At 71.0% G+C, this 16,168-nt stretch carries 14 protein-coding genes and 2 pseudogenes; 10 read left to right on the top strand and 6 right to left on the bottom strand.

Going from position 1 to position 16,168, the window contains the following annotated elements; translation table 11 throughout:
- The first annotated feature begins 29 nt into the window (after positions 1 to 29).
- Genes ABZ928_RS19475 through ABZ928_RS19465 form a run of 3 tightly spaced genes read left to right on the top strand, consistent with a single transcriptional unit; the run spans position 30 to position 3,015 of the window.
- A complete protein-coding gene (locus ABZ928_RS19475; RefSeq protein ID WP_361520087.1) occupies positions 30 to 263 on the top strand; it encodes a hypothetical protein in 234 nt (77 codons plus the stop codon).
- Positions 260 to 967 carry a sigma-70 family RNA polymerase sigma factor gene (locus tag ABZ928_RS19470; RefSeq protein ID WP_361520084.1) on the top strand — a complete coding sequence of 236 codons (708 nt, stop codon included), beginning with the start codon at positions 260 to 262 and terminating at the stop codon, positions 965 to 967. Before ABZ928_RS19475 ends, ABZ928_RS19470 begins: the two co-directional genes overlap by 4 nt.
- Entirely contained in the window at positions 964 to 3,015 is a 2,052-nt protein-coding gene (locus ABZ928_RS19465) for a M48 family metalloprotease (protein ID WP_361520082.1), read from the top strand. The genes ABZ928_RS19470 and ABZ928_RS19465 overlap by 4 nt, the downstream gene beginning before the upstream one ends.
- A gap of 11 nt (positions 3,016 to 3,026) precedes the next feature.
- Here ABZ928_RS19465 and ABZ928_RS19460 read toward each other — a convergent pair whose 3' ends face one another.
- Together ABZ928_RS19460 and ABZ928_RS19455 are read right to left on the bottom strand one after the other, a co-directional pair.
- On the bottom strand, positions 3,027 to 3,479 hold the full coding sequence (locus ABZ928_RS19460) for a J domain-containing protein (protein ID WP_361520079.1): 453 nt from the start codon (positions 3,477 to 3,479) through the stop codon (positions 3,027 to 3,029).
- Entirely contained in the window at positions 3,476 to 4,105 is a 630-nt protein-coding gene (locus tag ABZ928_RS19455) for a hypothetical protein (protein ID WP_361520076.1), read from the bottom strand. The genes ABZ928_RS19460 and ABZ928_RS19455 overlap by 4 nt, the downstream gene beginning before the upstream one ends.
- A gap of 918 nt (positions 4,106 to 5,023) precedes the next feature.
- Here ABZ928_RS19455 and ABZ928_RS19450 point away from each other — a divergent pair.
- The gene (locus ABZ928_RS19450) at positions 5,024 to 5,308 is read left to right on the top strand and encodes a hypothetical protein (protein WP_361520073.1); all 285 of its coding nucleotides are present in this window, start codon (positions 5,024 to 5,026) and stop codon (positions 5,306 to 5,308) included.
- Positions 5,309 to 5,415: 107 nt separating this feature from the next.
- On the opposite strand, the gene ABZ928_RS19445 is transcribed toward ABZ928_RS19450, so the two are convergent.
- A complete protein-coding gene (locus tag ABZ928_RS19445; RefSeq protein ID WP_361520071.1) occupies positions 5,416 to 6,960 on the bottom strand; it encodes a CYTH and CHAD domain-containing protein in 1,545 nt (514 codons plus the stop codon).
- 235 nt (positions 6,961 to 7,195) lie between these two features.
- Between ABZ928_RS19445 and ABZ928_RS19440 the strand changes: the two genes are divergently transcribed.
- The 4 genes and pseudogenes from ABZ928_RS19440 (at position 7,196) to ABZ928_RS19425 (ending at position 9,457) form a co-directional block, all read left to right on the top strand.
- The gene (locus tag ABZ928_RS19440) at positions 7,196 to 7,603 is read left to right on the top strand and encodes a hypothetical protein (protein WP_361520709.1); all 408 of its coding nucleotides are present in this window, start codon (positions 7,196 to 7,198) and stop codon (positions 7,601 to 7,603) included.
- 100 nt (positions 7,604 to 7,703) lie between these two features.
- Positions 7,704 to 8,197 (top strand): annotated as a pseudogene (locus tag ABZ928_RS19435) (MFS transporter); the annotation flags it as partial.
- Between the two features lie 107 nt (positions 8,198 to 8,304).
- Positions 8,305 to 8,554, top strand: a pseudogene (locus ABZ928_RS19430) (transposase); the annotation flags it as partial.
- 219 nt (positions 8,555 to 8,773) lie between these two features.
- Positions 8,774 to 9,457: a hypothetical protein gene (locus ABZ928_RS19425; RefSeq protein WP_361520068.1), complete on the top strand. Its 684-nt coding sequence runs from the start codon at positions 8,774 to 8,776 to the stop codon at positions 9,455 to 9,457.
- A gap of 351 nt (positions 9,458 to 9,808) precedes the next feature.
- Here the strand turns inward: ABZ928_RS19425 and ABZ928_RS19420 are convergent, their stop codons facing one another.
- The 3 genes from ABZ928_RS19420 to ABZ928_RS19410 form a co-directional block, all read right to left on the bottom strand.
- Positions 9,809 to 11,344, bottom strand: a complete 1,536-nt coding sequence (locus tag ABZ928_RS19420) for a cytosine permease (protein WP_361520065.1) — start codon at positions 11,342 to 11,344, stop codon at positions 9,809 to 9,811.
- Between the two features lie 336 nt (positions 11,345 to 11,680).
- Positions 11,681 to 11,869 carry a hypothetical protein gene (locus tag ABZ928_RS19415; protein ID WP_361520062.1) on the bottom strand — a complete coding sequence of 63 codons (189 nt, stop codon included), beginning with the start codon at positions 11,867 to 11,869 and terminating at the stop codon, positions 11,681 to 11,683.
- Between the two features lie 40 nt (positions 11,870 to 11,909).
- Positions 11,910 to 14,183 (bottom strand): MMPL family transporter, encoded by a 2,274-nt coding sequence (locus tag ABZ928_RS19410; RefSeq protein ID WP_361520059.1) that lies wholly within the window; start codon positions 14,181 to 14,183, stop codon positions 11,910 to 11,912.
- Between the two features lie 175 nt (positions 14,184 to 14,358).
- Here ABZ928_RS19410 and ABZ928_RS19405 point away from each other — a divergent pair, with 175 nt between their 5' ends.
- Both ABZ928_RS19405 and ABZ928_RS19400 read left to right on the top strand, forming a co-directional pair.
- Positions 14,359 to 15,531: a histidine kinase gene (locus tag ABZ928_RS19405; RefSeq protein WP_361520056.1), complete on the top strand. Its 1,173-nt coding sequence runs from the start codon at positions 14,359 to 14,361 to the stop codon at positions 15,529 to 15,531.
- Positions 15,506 to 16,168, top strand: a complete 663-nt coding sequence (locus ABZ928_RS19400) for a response regulator transcription factor (RefSeq protein ID WP_361520053.1) — start codon at positions 15,506 to 15,508, stop codon at positions 16,166 to 16,168. Before ABZ928_RS19405 ends, ABZ928_RS19400 begins: the two co-directional genes overlap by 26 nt.

Genomic DNA, 16,168 nt, shown 5'->3' with positions numbered 1-16,168 from the left:
TTGCTGTGATCCTGTGGAGGGACTCTCGAATGGTTGTCGACCCTGTGGTGGTGGTCGTGGTACCGGTCTGTGCACGGCTGGTGTATGCGTTGGCGGCGCTGTGGCTGCGGCCGGCGCGGGAGCGCGCGTGGGGGCACGCCATGGCCACCGTCGTGCGGGCGGCCGGGCCCGGCGGCACGGTGGAGGTGACGCGCGCCGACGGCGACGTGGTGAGCGCGCGTTCGGCCGGGGCCGTCGAGCCGACCGGGGCGGAGTGCCGGTGAGCGCGGAACAGGCCGCGCGGCCGCGGGACTTCGAGACCTTCTTCGCCACCGCGTACACACGAGTTCTGGCGCAGGCCATCATGCTCTGCGGCAGCCGCGAGGACGCCGAGGACGCCACCCAGGAGGCGTTCCTGGAGGCCTACCGGGCCTGGGACCGCATCACCGGGTACGACCTGCCCGAGGCGTGGGTGTACCGGGTCGCGGGCCAGCGGCTGTGGAAGACACATCGCAGGCGCAGAACGGGCCAGGAGCGGCTGCCGGATGTGCCGGTGCCGGTCCAGGCGGGCCCCGAGCAGAGCGCCGAGGCGCGTGAGGTGCTGCGGCTGCTCGCGGCCCTGCCGTCGCGGCAGCGGATCACCATGGTGCTGTTCTGTCTGCACGGCTGGTCCCAGGGCGAGATCGCCAAGGCGCTGCGGATGACGCGCGGCGGCGTCGCCGCGAACGTGTCCAAGGCGCGTCAGACGCTGAAGGAGGCACTGGACATGGCCGCGGACGGCACGAGCCGCCGGGACCCGTTCATGGCCGGTCCGGAGCCGACCGGGCTGGGCCGGATCGAGGCGGGCCGGATCGGTCTGGGCGCTGACCCCGTCCTCACGGCTCTGCGCAACACCCAGGCGTGGCTGGGTGCTGCCGTCGAGGCGGACCCGGCAAGGCTCGATCGTGCGCGGGCCGCCCTGGCCCGCCGGCTGGAGGAGAGACGGTGACCGCCGTCCTGGGGTGGGTGCGCGGGCTGTTCGCCGTGGGACTGCTCGCCGGGTTCTACGTCGTGGCGTTCGTGCTCCTCGCCGCCGACACGGCACTCGTCGGGTTGATGCTGTGGGGGATGGTCGAGGTCCCCTCGCAGGCCGGAAACTGGTCACTCGCGATCGGCGGCAGCATCCCGGCGATCTTCGCGCTCCTCTACGGCATCGGCACGGTGAGTCGGGCGGAGGAGCCTCCGCCCGACGCGGTCCTTCTGCGACGCGCCCAGGCGCCCGGCCTGTGGCAGCTGGTCGAGGACCTGGCCCAGCAGCTGGGCACCCGGCCGCCCAGCCGGATCTATCTGACGCCGGAGGCCAACGCGTCGGTGTCGGAGGAGGCGCGGCTGCTCGGCTTCGCCGTCGGGGAGCGCAGCATGCATCTCGGCGTGCCCTTGCTGATGAGGCTGAAGCCCGTGGAGCTGCGGGCCGTGCTCTGCCATGAACTCGGCCACTACGCGGGCCGGCACACCCGGTTCGGGGCGATCACCTACCGGGGCGCGGTGTCGCTGCGCTCGACCTTGTTCCGGCTGCGGATGACCGCGCGGTCGGAGCAGGCCACCTTCGGGTACGCCTGGCTGTTCCAGGCGGTGATCGGCGCTTACGCGTGGGTGTTTCTGCGTCTGTCGCTCGCGGTGCGCCGGCGCCAGGAGCTGGAGGCTGACGCGGAGGCCGTCGCCGTGGTCGGTCCGGAGGTGACGGCCGAGGCCCTGCGCGCCGTCCACGCGCTCGGCATCACATGGGCCGGGTTCGTGAGCCGGTATCTGCTGCCGGTGCAGCGTCTCGGGTTCGTGCCCGAGGACGTGTTCGAGGCGTTCGCCGCCATGGTCGACGACCCGTTCGTACGGGAGCGGATGGCCGAGCTGCGCGCGCACCCGGTCGAGGCGGGCCGTACCCCGCTGGACTCCCACCCCCCGCTGGCCCGGCGACTGTCCCTGATCGAGGCGCGGCCCGCCGCACAGCCCACGGTCCGCTTCGAGGTGGGGCCGCTGGTCGCCGATCCTTCGCCGGTGACGCGGGTGCAGCGCAAGCTGCTCGGCGACGCCTGGCGCTCGGCGACCGCGCTGTCCTGGACAACGTGGGCCGATCTGGCCGCCGAGGCGTTCGCGATCGAACTCGCGAGCCTCCTGCTGGACGCGGCACGCGACACCGGCGTCACCGCACGGCCCACGCTCGCCACCGTCCTCGACATACTCGAACGCGGAAAGCAGAAAGACCTGGTACGCCACCTCACCGACGCGCCCCGGCCCGAGGAACAGCTCGCCGAAGCCCTGTACGCGCTGGCCGGGCAGGCACTGGCCGGCACGGGCCGGGCGCGCTGGGTGCTCAGCTGGACCCAGGGCTACCTGCTGGACTGCCCACAGGACCCGGGCGGGCGCCTGGAGAATCTCGTCACGGCCGCAGCCCGCGACCGCACGGCGGTGTCGGCCCTGCGCGGCGAACTGGCACGCCTCGGCCTGAACATCGAGGCACCGGTCGTACTGGCCCTGCGGACCGTTGCGGCACCGGCCGGACGAACGAGGGTTCCTCAAAGCTCCAGGAGCGCCCCGGACCTGGTCGTCGAGGAACTCGCTCGGCAACGCAAGGTCGCCAAGGTGACCATGGGCGCGCTGATCGCCGCCGGGATGGTGTGGGGCATCGCCCTCGTGAACACGGACTCCTCGCAGCCCTACCCGCAGTCCTACCGGCCGAAGCTTCCCCTCCTCGCCACCCCGCAGTACACACCACAGCCCCTCTTCACCGATCTCCTGCCGGATCCGGCCCTCAGCATGCCGTTGCCCGTGCCGAGCCTCACCCGGCCGATCCCGCTCCCGTCGCTGGACTTCTCCTTCCGCAGCCATGCCGTCCGACCCGGTGACACGCTGACCGGCATCGCCTGCCAGTACGGCACCACCGTCGAAGACCTCCAGGAACTCAACGACATGGGAAGGCGAACCGACCTCACGGCGGGACAGACGCTGCTGGTACCGACGCGCAGGCAGAACTCCGGGAACGGGGCAGCGGACTGCCGGTGACCGACGCGGAGTCAGCGACGGCGTCGCTTCGGCCGCGGCTCGTCGACCGGTCTCCACCAGGCGAACCGGTCGGCCCGCCGCCACGAACAGGTCGGGTCGTGCGCCGGGAAGGCCGCAGCGTACACACCCTGGTCAGCGCTGTGACCCGAGCGGGCGCCAGTGCGCGGGCCGGCACCAGGCACCCATGTGAACGGGTCGGCTGCCGTCGGCGGCGGCTCGCTGGAGGCCCTGGGCGCACGGGGCGGCGACGGCGGCTTGCGGCGGCCGTCGTACGCGGCGCGCAGCACCGGGTCGGACAGCGTCTCGTAGGCCCGGTGCAAGCCGTCGAAGACTTCCGGATCGCCGCCTCGGTCAGGATGGTGGGCCAGCGCCTTCCGGCGAAACCCCCGCACGATCTCCCTCCTGGTGGCATCGGCCGCAACGCCCAGCGCCGCGTAGAAGTCCGGTTCGTCCGCCGCGGTCATCGCACCGCCACCTCGGCCTGCCGGCACACCAGCCGCCACGACGCGCGGTGCGCAGGGCCCGACAGTCCGGTGCCGTGCCCGGACACGAACGTCACATACCGGCGCCCGGCCAGATAACACCAGACGTCCAGCTCGTCCTCGCCACCGGAGTAGAAGAAGTCCCCGCGATCGAAGTCATCGCCATTGACGAACGGCCACTGCAGCCGCGACTGCGCCTCCCCCGGCAGATTGCCGAGGAACCCGCGCAGACGAGCCGGCAGCGGCAGCTGCTCGCCAGCGGGCTCCGGCGCGGCGCCGCCCGGTAACGCGGTACGGCCCAGTGACGGCCGTCTCGGCTTCTGTACGACCACCGCATGCCGCAACGACGACGGTACGAACGCTACGACCGTGAGCAACTGGGCAGGCCCGCCCCGGTCGTTGACGGTCGGCGTGGCCACGGCGAGCCCCCGTTCACCGAACACCACCGCATACGGGCGCTCGTTGTCCGTACGGTGGCAGTACGCCCACCACTCGACGATCGGACCGACCCTGGCGACCATCCGATCGCGGACCCCCACGCCCAGCTGACGCCACCAGTACTCGCGTCCGGGCCGCTCGACGAACCCGAGCGTCGCGGCGTCGTGCACGGGAGCCTCCACCCCCGCGGCGCGCCCCGGAACGGGAAGCGGCCCGGACCGGCGATCCACCGGGCCGGCCTCACCGTCCTCCGGCCGAGGCACAGGCAGCGACGCCATACGGGACCTCCCCGGGCTCGGTTCACCGACACGGCCGTCCATTGTGGCCGTGCCGCTTCCGCCAGGGAAGAGTGCCCGCCCCAGCGCCCTGGCCCCCGACAGCCGTCTCCCCTCCACGAAGGCACGGGACTCACTGTGCGCCGAGGTGAAGGCGGCCGTCTCACGGTCCGGCGGCGCCGTCCTCACGCATGTGGTGTGCGCCGTGTCTGCGAGTGGAAGAAGCCGACTCCGACGCGAGGATCCCAACCGGGGATCTCGGTGCGCTCATTGACGATGGAGACGGCGAGCCCGTCGTCCCTCGGCTCGTCCTCGACGAGCCAGAAGTGGATGTCCCACCGCCGCCCATGGAGGAAGCCGGCCGGGTGGAGCTCGGGTCACAGGCGAACGGCTCGATCGGCTCACCTCCCGGATCCCCCGGCTGGCCGCTCGCCCCGTCAGCGCAGCCTAGTCACAGGTGCCGTGCTCGCTGCACGTACGGTCCCGGGCTCTTGCCTGGCCGGGGGGCCTGCGAGGCAGAACGCGGCGGCGGGTGGGAATGCGCTGTGCTGTGGCAGGGCTACTGCGAGCGCACCCCGGACCAGGCGCTAAGGCGCAGGCAGCGTGCAGGCGGCCGCTGACAAGGCGAGCAGCAGCAGCTTGGTCAGCATGGTCATCTCGAGCGGTGTTCGCGGGCACCCCCGCTGCAGCCAGTCGACGGCCACGCCCAGGAGCGCACCGGCGACGAAGGCCGCAGGGACGTCGTGCGGAACGTCGGAGGGATCGCTCGCGTCCGACGGGGCGTCGGCCCGTCGCGCCGAGGTACGCGGAGAAGTGCGCGGCCACCGTGGTGCGCCCGCGTACGTGCTCGATGACGCGGGCGTTTCCCGTCGGTCCCAGGAGGCCGCGGTACAGGCCCGCGTGCTCGGCCAGGTGCGTGAAGAAAGCAGTACGGACGGAACCCGGGCCTGGACCACCGCCGGCTCCACCGCACGGCACTGGACCACCAACGCACCCCTCACCGCATCCCTCATCTGCGGCACGGGCGGCGCCCCGCTGACCGAACGCCGGTGGCACCGTACGCTGCCGGAGTTCGGCTGTGTGCCGCTGTGCAGCTGACACCGAGCAGCACCGGCCAGGCGGCCGGTGGCGGGCGATCGGCCGGGGACCGTGAAGGGGTCGTTGTCACGGGCCAGTTGGGGTCCGGGCAGCCTCGAAGGTCGTCCTCAGCGGTCGAGCGCCTTGCGCAGGCCGCTTCGCGACGCGTCTGCCCATACGGCCGGCAGCTCCCGTTCGCGGCGGTCGGCCACGGCTTGTTCCTGTCCGTACAACAGACCCCAGACGAAGCCGGTTTCCCCGGCCGCGTGGGCTGTCAGGGCTATCTCTCTCAGGGCGTCCCGTGCCACGACGCTGTCCTGGTGGTCCCCGAGCACCTTCTGGACGGCCTTGACACGCTTGCCGAGTCGCTTGGCGGGCTTTCCGAGGTCGTCGCGCGCGGGCTCCGTGGCGTACCGCGTCCGTTTGGCCGCCTTGCGGGCCTCGTGGAGGGCCGTGTCGCGTTCCGTGCCGGGCGGGAGGTCCAGCGCGAATGTCACGCGGTCGGACAGCCGGCCGTACTCCTTCACTATGGCCTTGGTCATGACTTTCGCCGGTTTCCGGGCGGCCTTGGCGCGTAGCGGTGGCTGTTCCGTCAGCGCTGCCAGAGAGTCCAGAAGGGCCAGGTAGCGGTCCGAGTTCAGGGCGTCCAGAGTGCGTCGGCGGGCCTCGGAACTCCTGCCGGCGTCCCAGATCTGCAGCCGGGCCGAAACGGGCCCGAAGGCCAGCTCCTGAGGCAGCGCCTCGAGCCTTGAGCTCAGCCGTTCCAGAAGGACCTCCTGGTCGCGTTCCGCGCCCAGCTCACCGCCCAGCCACTTGAGCTCCTTGCGGACCGGGTCGGTGGACTTCCGGTCCAGGACCGTCCGGTAGGAGCGCAGGACGCTGCGCAGCCGCCGACAGGCGACGCGCATCTTGTGCACGGAGTCGGGCACGTCACGCCGTACCGCGGGGTCCAGCTTCACCAGGGTGCTGATCTGATCCGCCACATGGCCGAGGACCGCTTCGCCGGCGGATCCGCCGGCCACGGTCTCTGCGGCGCGTTCGCCCGCAAGACGGGGCGCTCCCACCGCTGTCTCCTCCAGAGCCCGGGCCAGCTTCGACGGGGAGTCGGCACGCTCCACGCCGCTCTTGCGCAGCGTCTTGTCCACGACGTCCAAAAGCGCCGGATCGCCGTCCGGTGCGAGCTCGACCTCCATCTCGGTCCAGGAGGCGACCGGCGTGCCGGTGGCGCGCAGTGACTCGGCGCGGACCGCGTCGATGCTCAGCTCGGCGAGGACGGTGCCCTGCGAACCGACGAGCTGACGCACACCACGGGTGGAACGAATACGGACGACCGGCCGCAGGTCCGCGCCCCGGGTACGGGAGAGAGCCAGGTCCCTCAGCGTGTCCGGAAGAGTGTCGGAGAGTGGGGCCCTGACCTCTTCCCTGCTGTCTCCCGGCAGCGGCAGCTTGAGATGCCAGCCCTCGTCCGCCCCGCCCGTCCTTCTGCGGAGCGTCACCGAGGCACCGGCCAACCGCAGGTCGTCGGTGTCGTAGTACACGGCGTCCAATTCCTCGGTGCCCTGGTCCACGACGGACTCGATCCCGCCCACACCTGCGAGGTCGGGCAGCCAAGTGGTGCCGTCGGCCGACGGGGCTTCGTGCTTTCGCTCTGTTTCCCGCTGGGACTCGGTCATGTCCTACGCGTACACGCCTGGGCGCCGAACAAACACCGCAGGTCTCCCCCCTTCCCGATACCTGAAACGACACTCGAACCGAGACCGGGCACCCGGGATCCGCAACCAAGCGGTGCGGCACCGTCCGACCGACCTGCCATGTGCCACGCGCCGCCATTCAGAGCAGCACCGCGCGCCGGACAGGAGCCGCGTTCCTAGGGGCACGGTGACGACCACCACCCCGAAGGAGACGTTCATGGGCATACGCGTCACCGGCCTCCTCGCCGCGACGGTCATTTTCGCCACTGGCCCGCTCGGCGGCCTCGCACACGCTCAAACCGACCTGGACTGCAGCGACTTCACCTACCAGGAGGACGCGCAAGCGGAGTTCGACCGCAACCTCAACGACCCGTACCGGCTGGACGAGGACCAGGGGCCGGACGACGGCATCGCCTGCGAGATCCTCCCTCGCAGGAACACCACGGCCCCAGCGACGGTCACCGCTGTGCCCACCCTCGGCGTCCAGGGCGGCCTCGGAGGCGCCACAGGGCCCGGCGACTTCGAGCGGGTGCTCGGCGTCGGCCTTGTCCTCGGGGCCGTTGCACTGGCAGGCGCGTACACGGTTCGGCGGCGCCGGCACTCCAGGAGCCCTGGAAACGCCTGAGCACCTGGGGCGAGCCAGGTCTGTCGGCCGTGGTCCGGCCGGTGGCGCGGGCGGCACCCTCATCAGGCCCTGGGGAGATGTGTGCCGCCCCCTGCCGACCGGCGACCCCATCCCCACGGCGGTCACCCAACTGCTCATCCTCAACGTCGGCGGGGTCGCCGGCCTCGTGCTGGGCGGCTTCGTGGCCGACCGGCGCGGCATCAAGCCCACTGTGCTCGGCTGGTTCGCGATATCGGTGGCCGTGCCTGGCCTGCCTCAGCATCACGATGCACAGCGACCTGCTCCTCGAACACCGGCGTGTTCGTCTTCTCCGCCCAGGTGCTGATCTACGCGTATATAACCAACTTCTATCCGGCCTCGGTCCGCAGCACCGCCCTCGGCTCGGCCTCGGGCATCGGCCGTATCGGCTCCATCGTCGGCCCGTCGATCACCGGTGCCCTCGTGGCGGCAGGCATCGGCCACCCCTGGGGCTTCTACTTCTTCGCCGCCGTGGCGGTCGCCGGATTCCTGGCCGTGCTCACTCTGCCCGGCCGGTCCGCCGTGGCACAGGCGGCGGCCACCGCGGCCGCGCCGACCACCGAACCCGCCGTCTGACCCACCGCAGTACTCAGCTTGAGTTGGTGATGTCCGTTGGCTTGATCTCAGGTTCGGTGATCAGTCCGGTCCCGGGAGAACCCAGCCTCAGGCCGGTCTGGCGCGTCTTCAGGATGTTCGAGCAGACGCTGGGGGTGGACCACTCCCAAACTCCGCGAGCCGGTTGCCGCCGACCGCTGGACCTGGCTCGTCGTTGCCGCACACACCCAACCCCGTCTTGCGCGGCCTCTCGCAGAAGACCTCCGCAAACCCTGGAAGCAGCCCGCACGTCAAGGGCGCCTCCCACCCGCACGTGTCCGTCGGGGATTTCGCCGCCTCCACAGGAAAGCCCCCCCCCGGCCGGCCAGCGCACCGAAACTCGCCACCGTGCACACGACTCACTCACCCTCGTCCAACTGCCCTCCTGCGCACCCGACGTGAACCCGGTGGGAGGCATCACGCCAAGATCATGTCACCCCCGTCCGCAAGCCGTAGAGGCCTCCGTCCGTGTCCGACGGAACCGAACCGTCGGCGCCGGGCGTCTGACGCCTCGGCAAACCGATCGACCATGGATCACCGACCAAGGACGTGGCATAGGTGTCCCTCGAGTTCGGACCAGCAACGGGCGGCCGACGCACATCTGCCGCGTCGGCCGTCGCGCTGCTCCTGCTCGCCATCGCCCTGACCGGCTGCGGCGGTTCCGACGCCACGAAGGCGTCCGCCACCTCCGACGTCCTCCAGACCGCCGGCTCCGGCTGCCCGAAGACTCGCGGCGATTTCTTCAACCCCTGGCCGGGCCAGGTCACTTCGCCAGCCCGCCTCGGGCGGCTCTCCCGCCTCGACGAGGCCGTCGCACCCGGCCGGCGACCGGCCCGCTTCGACGTCACCGTCACCAATCCCACTCCACGGACCACCCGTCGCGTCGCGCTCGCCTTCACCATCAGCGGCCCCGAGAAAATCCCCACATTCAGCGGCGGTCTCCAGATCCACTACCGCGACCGATGGTGCGAGATACCCACCTGGATGCGGCAGGAAGCCGAGGACTCCCCGTCCGGCTCGGCCCCGATCCCTCTCACGCTGAACCCGAGCAGCAGCACCGTCCTCCACTTCCGGCTCTCCGATTCACGGCCGACGCCCGAGGGCCACTACGAGGATGTCGTCGGCTACACCGTCGAGGTCAACCTGCTGGGCACCAAGGACGCCCAAGGCCACCAGCTCCACTTCGACCTCGCCCCGGACTCGACACCCGGCCCGACGCTGAGCTCCGTATCCCCCTCATGAGACGGGACAACGGCACAAGGCTTTCCCGTCTGAGCCCATCGCTTCGAGCTGCTCCGGGAGCCAATGCCGCGGCTCTTGTTGTGGTCTGTTGGTGATGGGTGGCGTCACAATTGATCTCCGATGGAACCGTGGCGGCGTTGTACTGGTATCCGGTGAAGTCCATGCCACCGCACCGATCTTCCCCGCCCACTGCCAGGGGAAGGCGTACCCGGCAATGCTGTGAGGTGGGACCAACCCTCCCGCCGCCACCACGGCAGGGTGCGGCTGCCGACGGACGAGGAAGGCGGCGAGGCGCGGCCGGTGTGCCGCACCGGTCGCTCCTCGCCGCATGTTGTGTTCCGCCTGCGTTGTCTACGATCCGGTGGCGGCGTCCGTCTCCTCCTGCGCCGCCGGAGCGTCGGGGGTTTCGGCGGTGAGGGGGCTTCTGACCCTGCTGAGGGCGAGGTAGATCGCTCCGGCGACGGCGACGCCGATGAACCAGGAGTACGGGCCCAGGTTGGCCCCGTATCCGGACGGGCCGTAGACGGGCAGGATGCTGGAGAAGACCGAGCCCACCGCGGCGGCCACGAGCGCCCGGACGTTCCAGCCGCCCTGGAAGCGGAACTCCCCGTTCTCCTGGTAGAGCGCGGGTACGTTCAGCTGGGTCTTCCTGATGAGGTAGTAGTCGACGACGAGGACGCCGAAGAGCGGGCCCATCGTCGAGCCGATGGCGTTGACGAAGCTGGGGGCGTTGTCCCAGGGGTGCAGCGGGTAGAGCAGCAGCGCGATGACGGCGGCGATGAGGCCGCCGCGTCGGAAGGTCACGTACTTCGGTGCCACGTTGGCGAAGTCGAAGGCGGGGCTGACGAAGTTGGCGACGACATTGATGCCGAGCGTGGCGACGGCGAAGGTGAGGGCGGCGAGCAGGACGAGGGCCGCGCTGTCGAACTTGGCGGATATGTTGGCCGGTTCGAGGATGACCTCGCCGTACACCTTGCTGGCGGCGGCCGTGGTGATGGCCGCGACGAGGGAGAAGAGGATCAGGTTGACGGGCAGGCCCCAGATGTTGCCCTTCTTCAGGGTCTTCACGTCGGGGGTGAAGCGGGCGAAGTCACCGAAGTTGAGGAACAGGGCGGCGAAGTAGGTGACCCAGGTGGCGGCTATCGCGGCGATGGCGGCGAACGAGCCGGGGCTGACGTCGAGTCCGGTGGCGTTCTTGGCGAGTGCGGCCAGGTCCTTGGCCGGCATGTCGACCGAGAAGGACAGCGCGCCGGCCTTCACGGACAGCGCGATCGCCAGCACCAGCATCATCAGCCAGACCGCGGGTCCGGCGAAGTCCTGGAAGCGGCGCACCGTCTCCATGCCCTTGCTGATGATGAGCAGCTGGGCGGCCCAGACGCCGAGGTAGCACAGCACTTCGAGGCCGCTGTGGTCGAAGAGGTGAGTGGTCTCGTGCAGATGCCTGGGGCCGTCGTAGCGGACGAGGAAGGCGACGATGGCGCCGGCCGCCGCGCTGGTCTGGGCGCCGTACCAGAAGGTGGCGACCACGGCCCGGGCGAGCGCCGGGACGTTGGCGCCGAAGGTGCCGAACGAGGCGCGGGCGAGGACGGGATAGGGGACGCCGGTCTTGACGCCGGCCCTGCCCATGAGGGTCATCAGCCAGTAGATGACCAGGGAGCCCACGCCGATGCCGATGAGGAACTTGAGCGTGTTGCCCGCGACGAGGAACAGACTGGCGGCCAGGAAGTAGCCGTAGAGACTGTGTACGTCCGAGGTCCAGACGTTGAAGATGCTGAAGGCGCCCCACTTGCGCTCGGTGGCCGGGGCGAGATCCTCGTTGTAGAGACGGGGGGAATACCCCGGCGGGGTGGCAGTTCTGTCCGCGTCCGCGCTGTCCGTCGCCGTCATGTGGTGCTCCTTGGTGCTGGCTCCGACATCTGCCTCCGGCATCGCACCGGGCGGCTGATGGGTCAGACAACGGCCTGCGCGTTGCACCTGGATGCCCGGCACGTAACGGACTCGTCAACGGAAAATACTTTCCAGTTCCGGCCTCGCACGCCCCACCACGCAGGGTCTGGACGCCGACCTCACCCTCCTCTCCCCCGCGGGCGGCGATGACGACGGTCACCCGGCCCGGTGCGGGTGCAAGGACGTATTCAACGAATCGTCAGGCGGGGCGTAATCGAGGTGCGCCAGGCTGGAGTTCGCCGTACGGTAGGGGTCGTTCAGGTGCGCAGGCTGCGGTTACTTCTCTTGCAAAGAATCCGTACCGCCGCCGACCTTGACCTCTGAACACCGCAGGAAGCCCACGCCCACCGACACGGTCGCGGTCGCCGCGGACAGTGTGCCGGTCGGGGCGAGGAAGGCAGGGGCTGCCGGCCGCCGGGCCAGGTCCAGCACCGTCTGTCGGGCCTTCGGCTTGATGATCTGCATCAAAGACCTCACCGGGACCACCCGATCATCAGGAGTGGAGTCAGCGGTCGACCAGCCATGGACGCGGGGTCTCGCCCGTGGATGCCGCGCCGTCGCCGTCGTCGGTGCCGACCGGGCCGTGGGGAAGGATCCGGTTCAGCCACTTCGGCAGCCACCAGTTGGTCCGGCCGAGGAGTGTCATGGTCGCCGGTACCAGCACCATGCGGACGACCGTGGCGTCGATGAAGATCGCGGTGGCCAGGCCGAGCCCGAACATCTTGGTGGAGGGGTCCTCGGCGACGGCGAAGGACAGGAAGACCGCCACCATGATGAGGGCGGCCGAGGTGATGATCCGGGCGGTGCCCGAGACGCCCTCGACGATCGCCGTGCGGTTGTCGCCGGTGCGCAGGTACTCCTCGCGTACGCGGGAGAGGAGGAACACCTCGTAGTCCATCGACAGGCCGAACAGGATGGCGAAGAGGAACATCGGGATGAACGACACGATCGGAACCGTCGCTTCCAGCCCGATGAGTGCGCCTGCCCAGCCCCACTGGAAGACCGCGACCATGATGCCGTAGGCCGCGCCGATGCTCAGCAGGTTCAGCAGTACCGCCTTGAGCGGTACGAGTATCGAGCGGAAGACCAGCATGAGCAGCAGGAACGACATCGCCAGCACGGTGGCGACGAGCACCGGCAGGCGCTCGCTGGTGCGTCGGCCCACATCGGACAGGCTCGCGGCGGCGCCGCCGACGTGGGCCCTGGCCGGGCCGTGCCCGATCGCCGTGGGCAGCACGTCGGTGCGCAGCCGGGCGATGGTGTCGGCCGTGGCCTTGTCCTGCGGGCTGGTGGTCGGGAACACGACCAGGGTCGCGATGCCGGTGGCCCGGTCGATGTGCGTCGGGGCGACGGATGCGATGCCCGGATCGGCCGCGACCGCCCCGACGAGTCGGTCCAGCACTCCCGGATCACCTGCGGGGTCCGCGGCGATGACGAGGGGACCATTGGTGCCCGGGCCGAACCCCTCGGCGACAAGGTCGTAGGCACGGCGCTCGGTACGGCTGTGCGGCAGTGAGCCGTCGTCGGGCAGGCCGACGCGCAGGCCGAGCACGGGCAGCGTCGCCGTCAGCAGCAGCCCCGCCGCGCCGACCGCGTACGGCACCGGGTGCCGGCTGACGTGCCCGATCCAGCGCCGCCACCCGACGGCGTGAGCGGCGCCAGCCACCGGGTCCCGCCGCCGTGCGAGGCGGCCCAGCTTGCTGGTCCGCAGAGCCCGGCCGATCCGGCCGGCCCGGGCCAGGCGTGGGCCGGCCGCGCCGAGGAAGGCCGGCAGCAGCGTCACCGACGCGACCACCATGATCAGAACGACGATCGAGACGGCGAACCCGCCCACCGTCATGAACGGCACGTTCGCGACCGCCAGGCCGAGGATCGATACGACGACGGTGCCGCCGGCGAACACCACCGGCCGCCCCGCCGTGGCCACCGCTCGCCCCGCCGCCTCGCGGGGATCGAGCCCGCGCGCGAGGTACTCCCGATGCCGGGCGAGCACGAACAGCGCGTAGTCGATGCCCACTCCGAGCCCGACCATGCTGCCCAGGACCGGGGCGAAGGTCGGGACGTCCGTCACCCCCGCCAGTACCGTCATCGTGGCGACCCCGACGGTCAGTCCGAAGACCGCCATGCCGATCGGCAGCGCGGCGGCGACGAGCGAACCGAACGCCAGGAACAGGATCGCGGCCGCGGCGAGGAGCCCGATCAACTCGCTTACGCCGCCGTCGGCGTCGGAGAAGGCGTAGAAGAGGCTCCCGCCCATCTCGATGCGCAGCGGCAGCTCGGCGCGCAGCCGGTCACCGAGTTCGACGAGGGCGTCGAGGTCTTCGGCCGACAGCCGGCTCTGGTCGGGGTACTGCACCCGGACGACCGCGATCCGCCCGTCGGCCGAGACGAGGCCGTCGCGCACGGCGGTGTCCCCGCGTGCGTCGAGCGCGCCCGCCGGGTCGCTCGTGCCGAGCACGTGCGGCAGCCGCCGCACCTCGGTCTGCAGCCGCTTGAGGGCGGTGCGCGCGCTGGGGTGGTCGAAGAACGTCGCACCGTCGTCGAGGGGGGTGACGACCACTTGGGCGGTCATCCCCTCCTGGCCGGTCCCGGCCCGCTCGATCAGTTCCGCGGCCCGTTGGGAGTCCAGTCCCGGAGCGGTCATCGAGTCCGCGGTCCGCCCACCGACGGCGACCGCGGCGAGGACGGCTAGCGTGACGGCGATCAGCCATGCCGAGATCACCCGCCAGGGATGACGGGCGGCGCCTGCGCCCAGGCGCAACAGGGCTTTCGAGAGCATCGGGTCCTCCAACCACCTCGCCGGCCGTCCTTGTACGGCCGCCGATGCCGAGGTTCGCCGCCACGGCGCTGTGCGGCATCGGCCCGCGGGCCGCGGATCCATCGGCCCCGGGGCGGAGTGACGAACCGTCCTTTCGGCCGATGCGCACCGCGCCGCGGTCCCTACGCTGAGAACCGTGCTCCGAGACGACCTGCGAAACCTGTGGACCGAACCCCGGCCGCCCGACGCGCCCGCCCGGGTGTGGCGGGACTGGGCCCTGCTCACTGCCGGCCTGGGCGGTGTGGCGCTGGAGGCCACCCTGCGCGAGAACGTCGTGTGGCGGCCGGTGGCGGTGGTGTTCGCCGTATGGCTGTGCCTGCTGCCCCTGTGGCGCCGGACCCGCCCCCTGGCGATGGCCACGCTGGCGTTCGGCTCGCTGAGCCTGCTTCAAGTGGCCTCGCTCGTCGCCACACCGCGCGAGCCCGTCGGCCTCTACACCGGCATGGTCGTGCTCGTGCTGGTGTACGCACTGCCCCGGTGGGGATCGGGACGCGAGGTCGTACTGGGCGGCGCGGTGATCCTCGCGACCGGCGTGTTCTGTTCCGTCACGGACGACACGCCGGTCGTCGAGAACGTCGTGGGCTTGGTCTTCCTGCTGATGCCCGGCGTGTTCGGGGCCGCCGTGCGGTTCTGGGTGACCGCTCGCGAGCGGCAGGTGGAGCAGGTGCGCTCCCGCGAGCGCGAGCAGCTCGCCCGGGAACTGCACGACACGGTGGCCCACCACGTGTCGGCCATGGTGATCATCGCGCAGGCGGGCGGGGTGCTCGCGGGCGCCGACCCGTCCGCCGCCGTCAAGGCACTGGAGGAGGTCGAGGAGGAAGGGGCGCGCACGCTGGAGGAAATGCGTGCCATGGTCGCCGCGTTGCGCGACCGCGGGGTCGGCGCCGAGCTGGCGCCCCCTGCCGGAGTCGCGGATCTGGAGCGCCTGGTGCGCACCCCGGGTGGCCGCCTCAAGGTCGACCTGGGGCTCGACGGCGAACTGGACGCGCTGCCACCGGCCGTGGACGCGGCCGTCTACCGGATCGTGCAGGAGTCGGTGACCAACGCGCTGCGCCATGCGGTCGACGCGACCGAACTCGTCGTCCGGATCGCCGCGGAACGGCACACGGTACGGGTGAGCGTGCGCGACAACGGCCGGCGCACCGGACGGGGTCGCGACGGATACGGACTGACCGGACTGCGCGAGCGCGCGACCCTGCTCGGCGGCACACTACGAGCCGGCCCGGGCCCCGACCGGGGCTGGCATGTCGAAGCCGAACTGCCGAGAGCGAGGAGCGAGAGCGGTGTCCATTCGCGTCCTCGTCGCTGACGACCAGACGATCATCCGCACCGGGTTGCGGATCATGCTGAACGCCCAGCCCGGCATCGAGGTGGTCGGCGAGGCCGCCGACGGACACGAAGCGGTACGTCTGGCCCGCGAACTACGCCCCGACGTCTGCCTGTTCGACATCCGCATGCCCGTACTCGACGGACTCGAGGCCACCCGGCTGATCGCCGGCCCGGGCGTCACCGACCCGCTGACGGTGGTCGTCATCACCACGTTCGACCTCGACGAGTACGTCTACGGCGCGCTGCGTGCCGGCGCCCGCGGATTCCTCCTCAAGGACACGGGACCAGACCTGCTGGGCCAGGCCGTACGGTCGGCGTCCGACGGTGAGGCGCTCATCGCGCCCAGCGTCACCGTCCGTCTGCTCCAGGCATTCGCGGACCTGCCCGCCGGCCGGCCCGCGGCCCAGCCGGTCTCCCCCGTCACCGCCCGCGAGGAACAGGTGCTCCTCGCCGTCGCCCGCGGGCTGACCAACACCGAGATCGCCGATGCCCTGCACATCAGCCTCAGCACGGTGAAGACGCATCTGGCCAGCCTGATGGCCAAACTCGGCGCCCGCAACCGGGTCGAGATCGCGATGTGGGCCTACGAAACGCGCCGTATCCTCCCCGCGACCTGA

It is taken from the genome of Streptomyces sp. NPDC046909 (assembly GCF_040644695.1).
Taxonomy (GTDB): Bacteria; Actinomycetota; Actinomycetes; order Streptomycetales; family Streptomycetaceae; genus Streptomyces.
This window is presented reverse-complemented; position numbering and strand designations above follow the sequence as displayed.

Bases quoted from the DNA above. Each gene is read 5' to 3' on its own strand.
- ABZ928_RS19410 (WP_361520059.1), bottom strand. From the start codon at position 14,183: ATGCTCTCGAAAGCCCTGTTGCGCCTGGGCGCAGGCGCCGCCCGTCAT.
- ABZ928_RS19460 (WP_361520079.1), bottom strand. From the start codon at position 3,479: ATGACCGCGGCGGACGAACCGGACTTCTACGCGGCGCTGGGCGTTGCG.
- ABZ928_RS19445 (WP_361520071.1), bottom strand. From the start codon at position 6,960: ATGACCGAGTCCCAGCGGGAAACAGAGCGAAAGCACGAAGCCCCGTCG.
- ABZ928_RS19420 (WP_361520065.1), bottom strand. From the start codon at position 11,344: ATGACGGCGACGGACAGCGCGGACGCGGACAGAACTGCCACCCCGCCG.
- ABZ928_RS19475 (WP_361520087.1), top strand. From the start codon at position 30: ATGGTTGTCGACCCTGTGGTGGTGGTCGTGGTACCGGTCTGTGCACGG.
- ABZ928_RS19415 (WP_361520062.1), bottom strand. From the start codon at position 11,869: ATGCAGATCATCAAGCCGAAGGCCCGACAGACGGTGCTGGACCTGGCC.
- ABZ928_RS19440 (WP_361520709.1), top strand. From the start codon at position 7,196: ATGGGCATACGCGTCACCGGCCTCCTCGCCGCGACGGTCATTTTCGCC.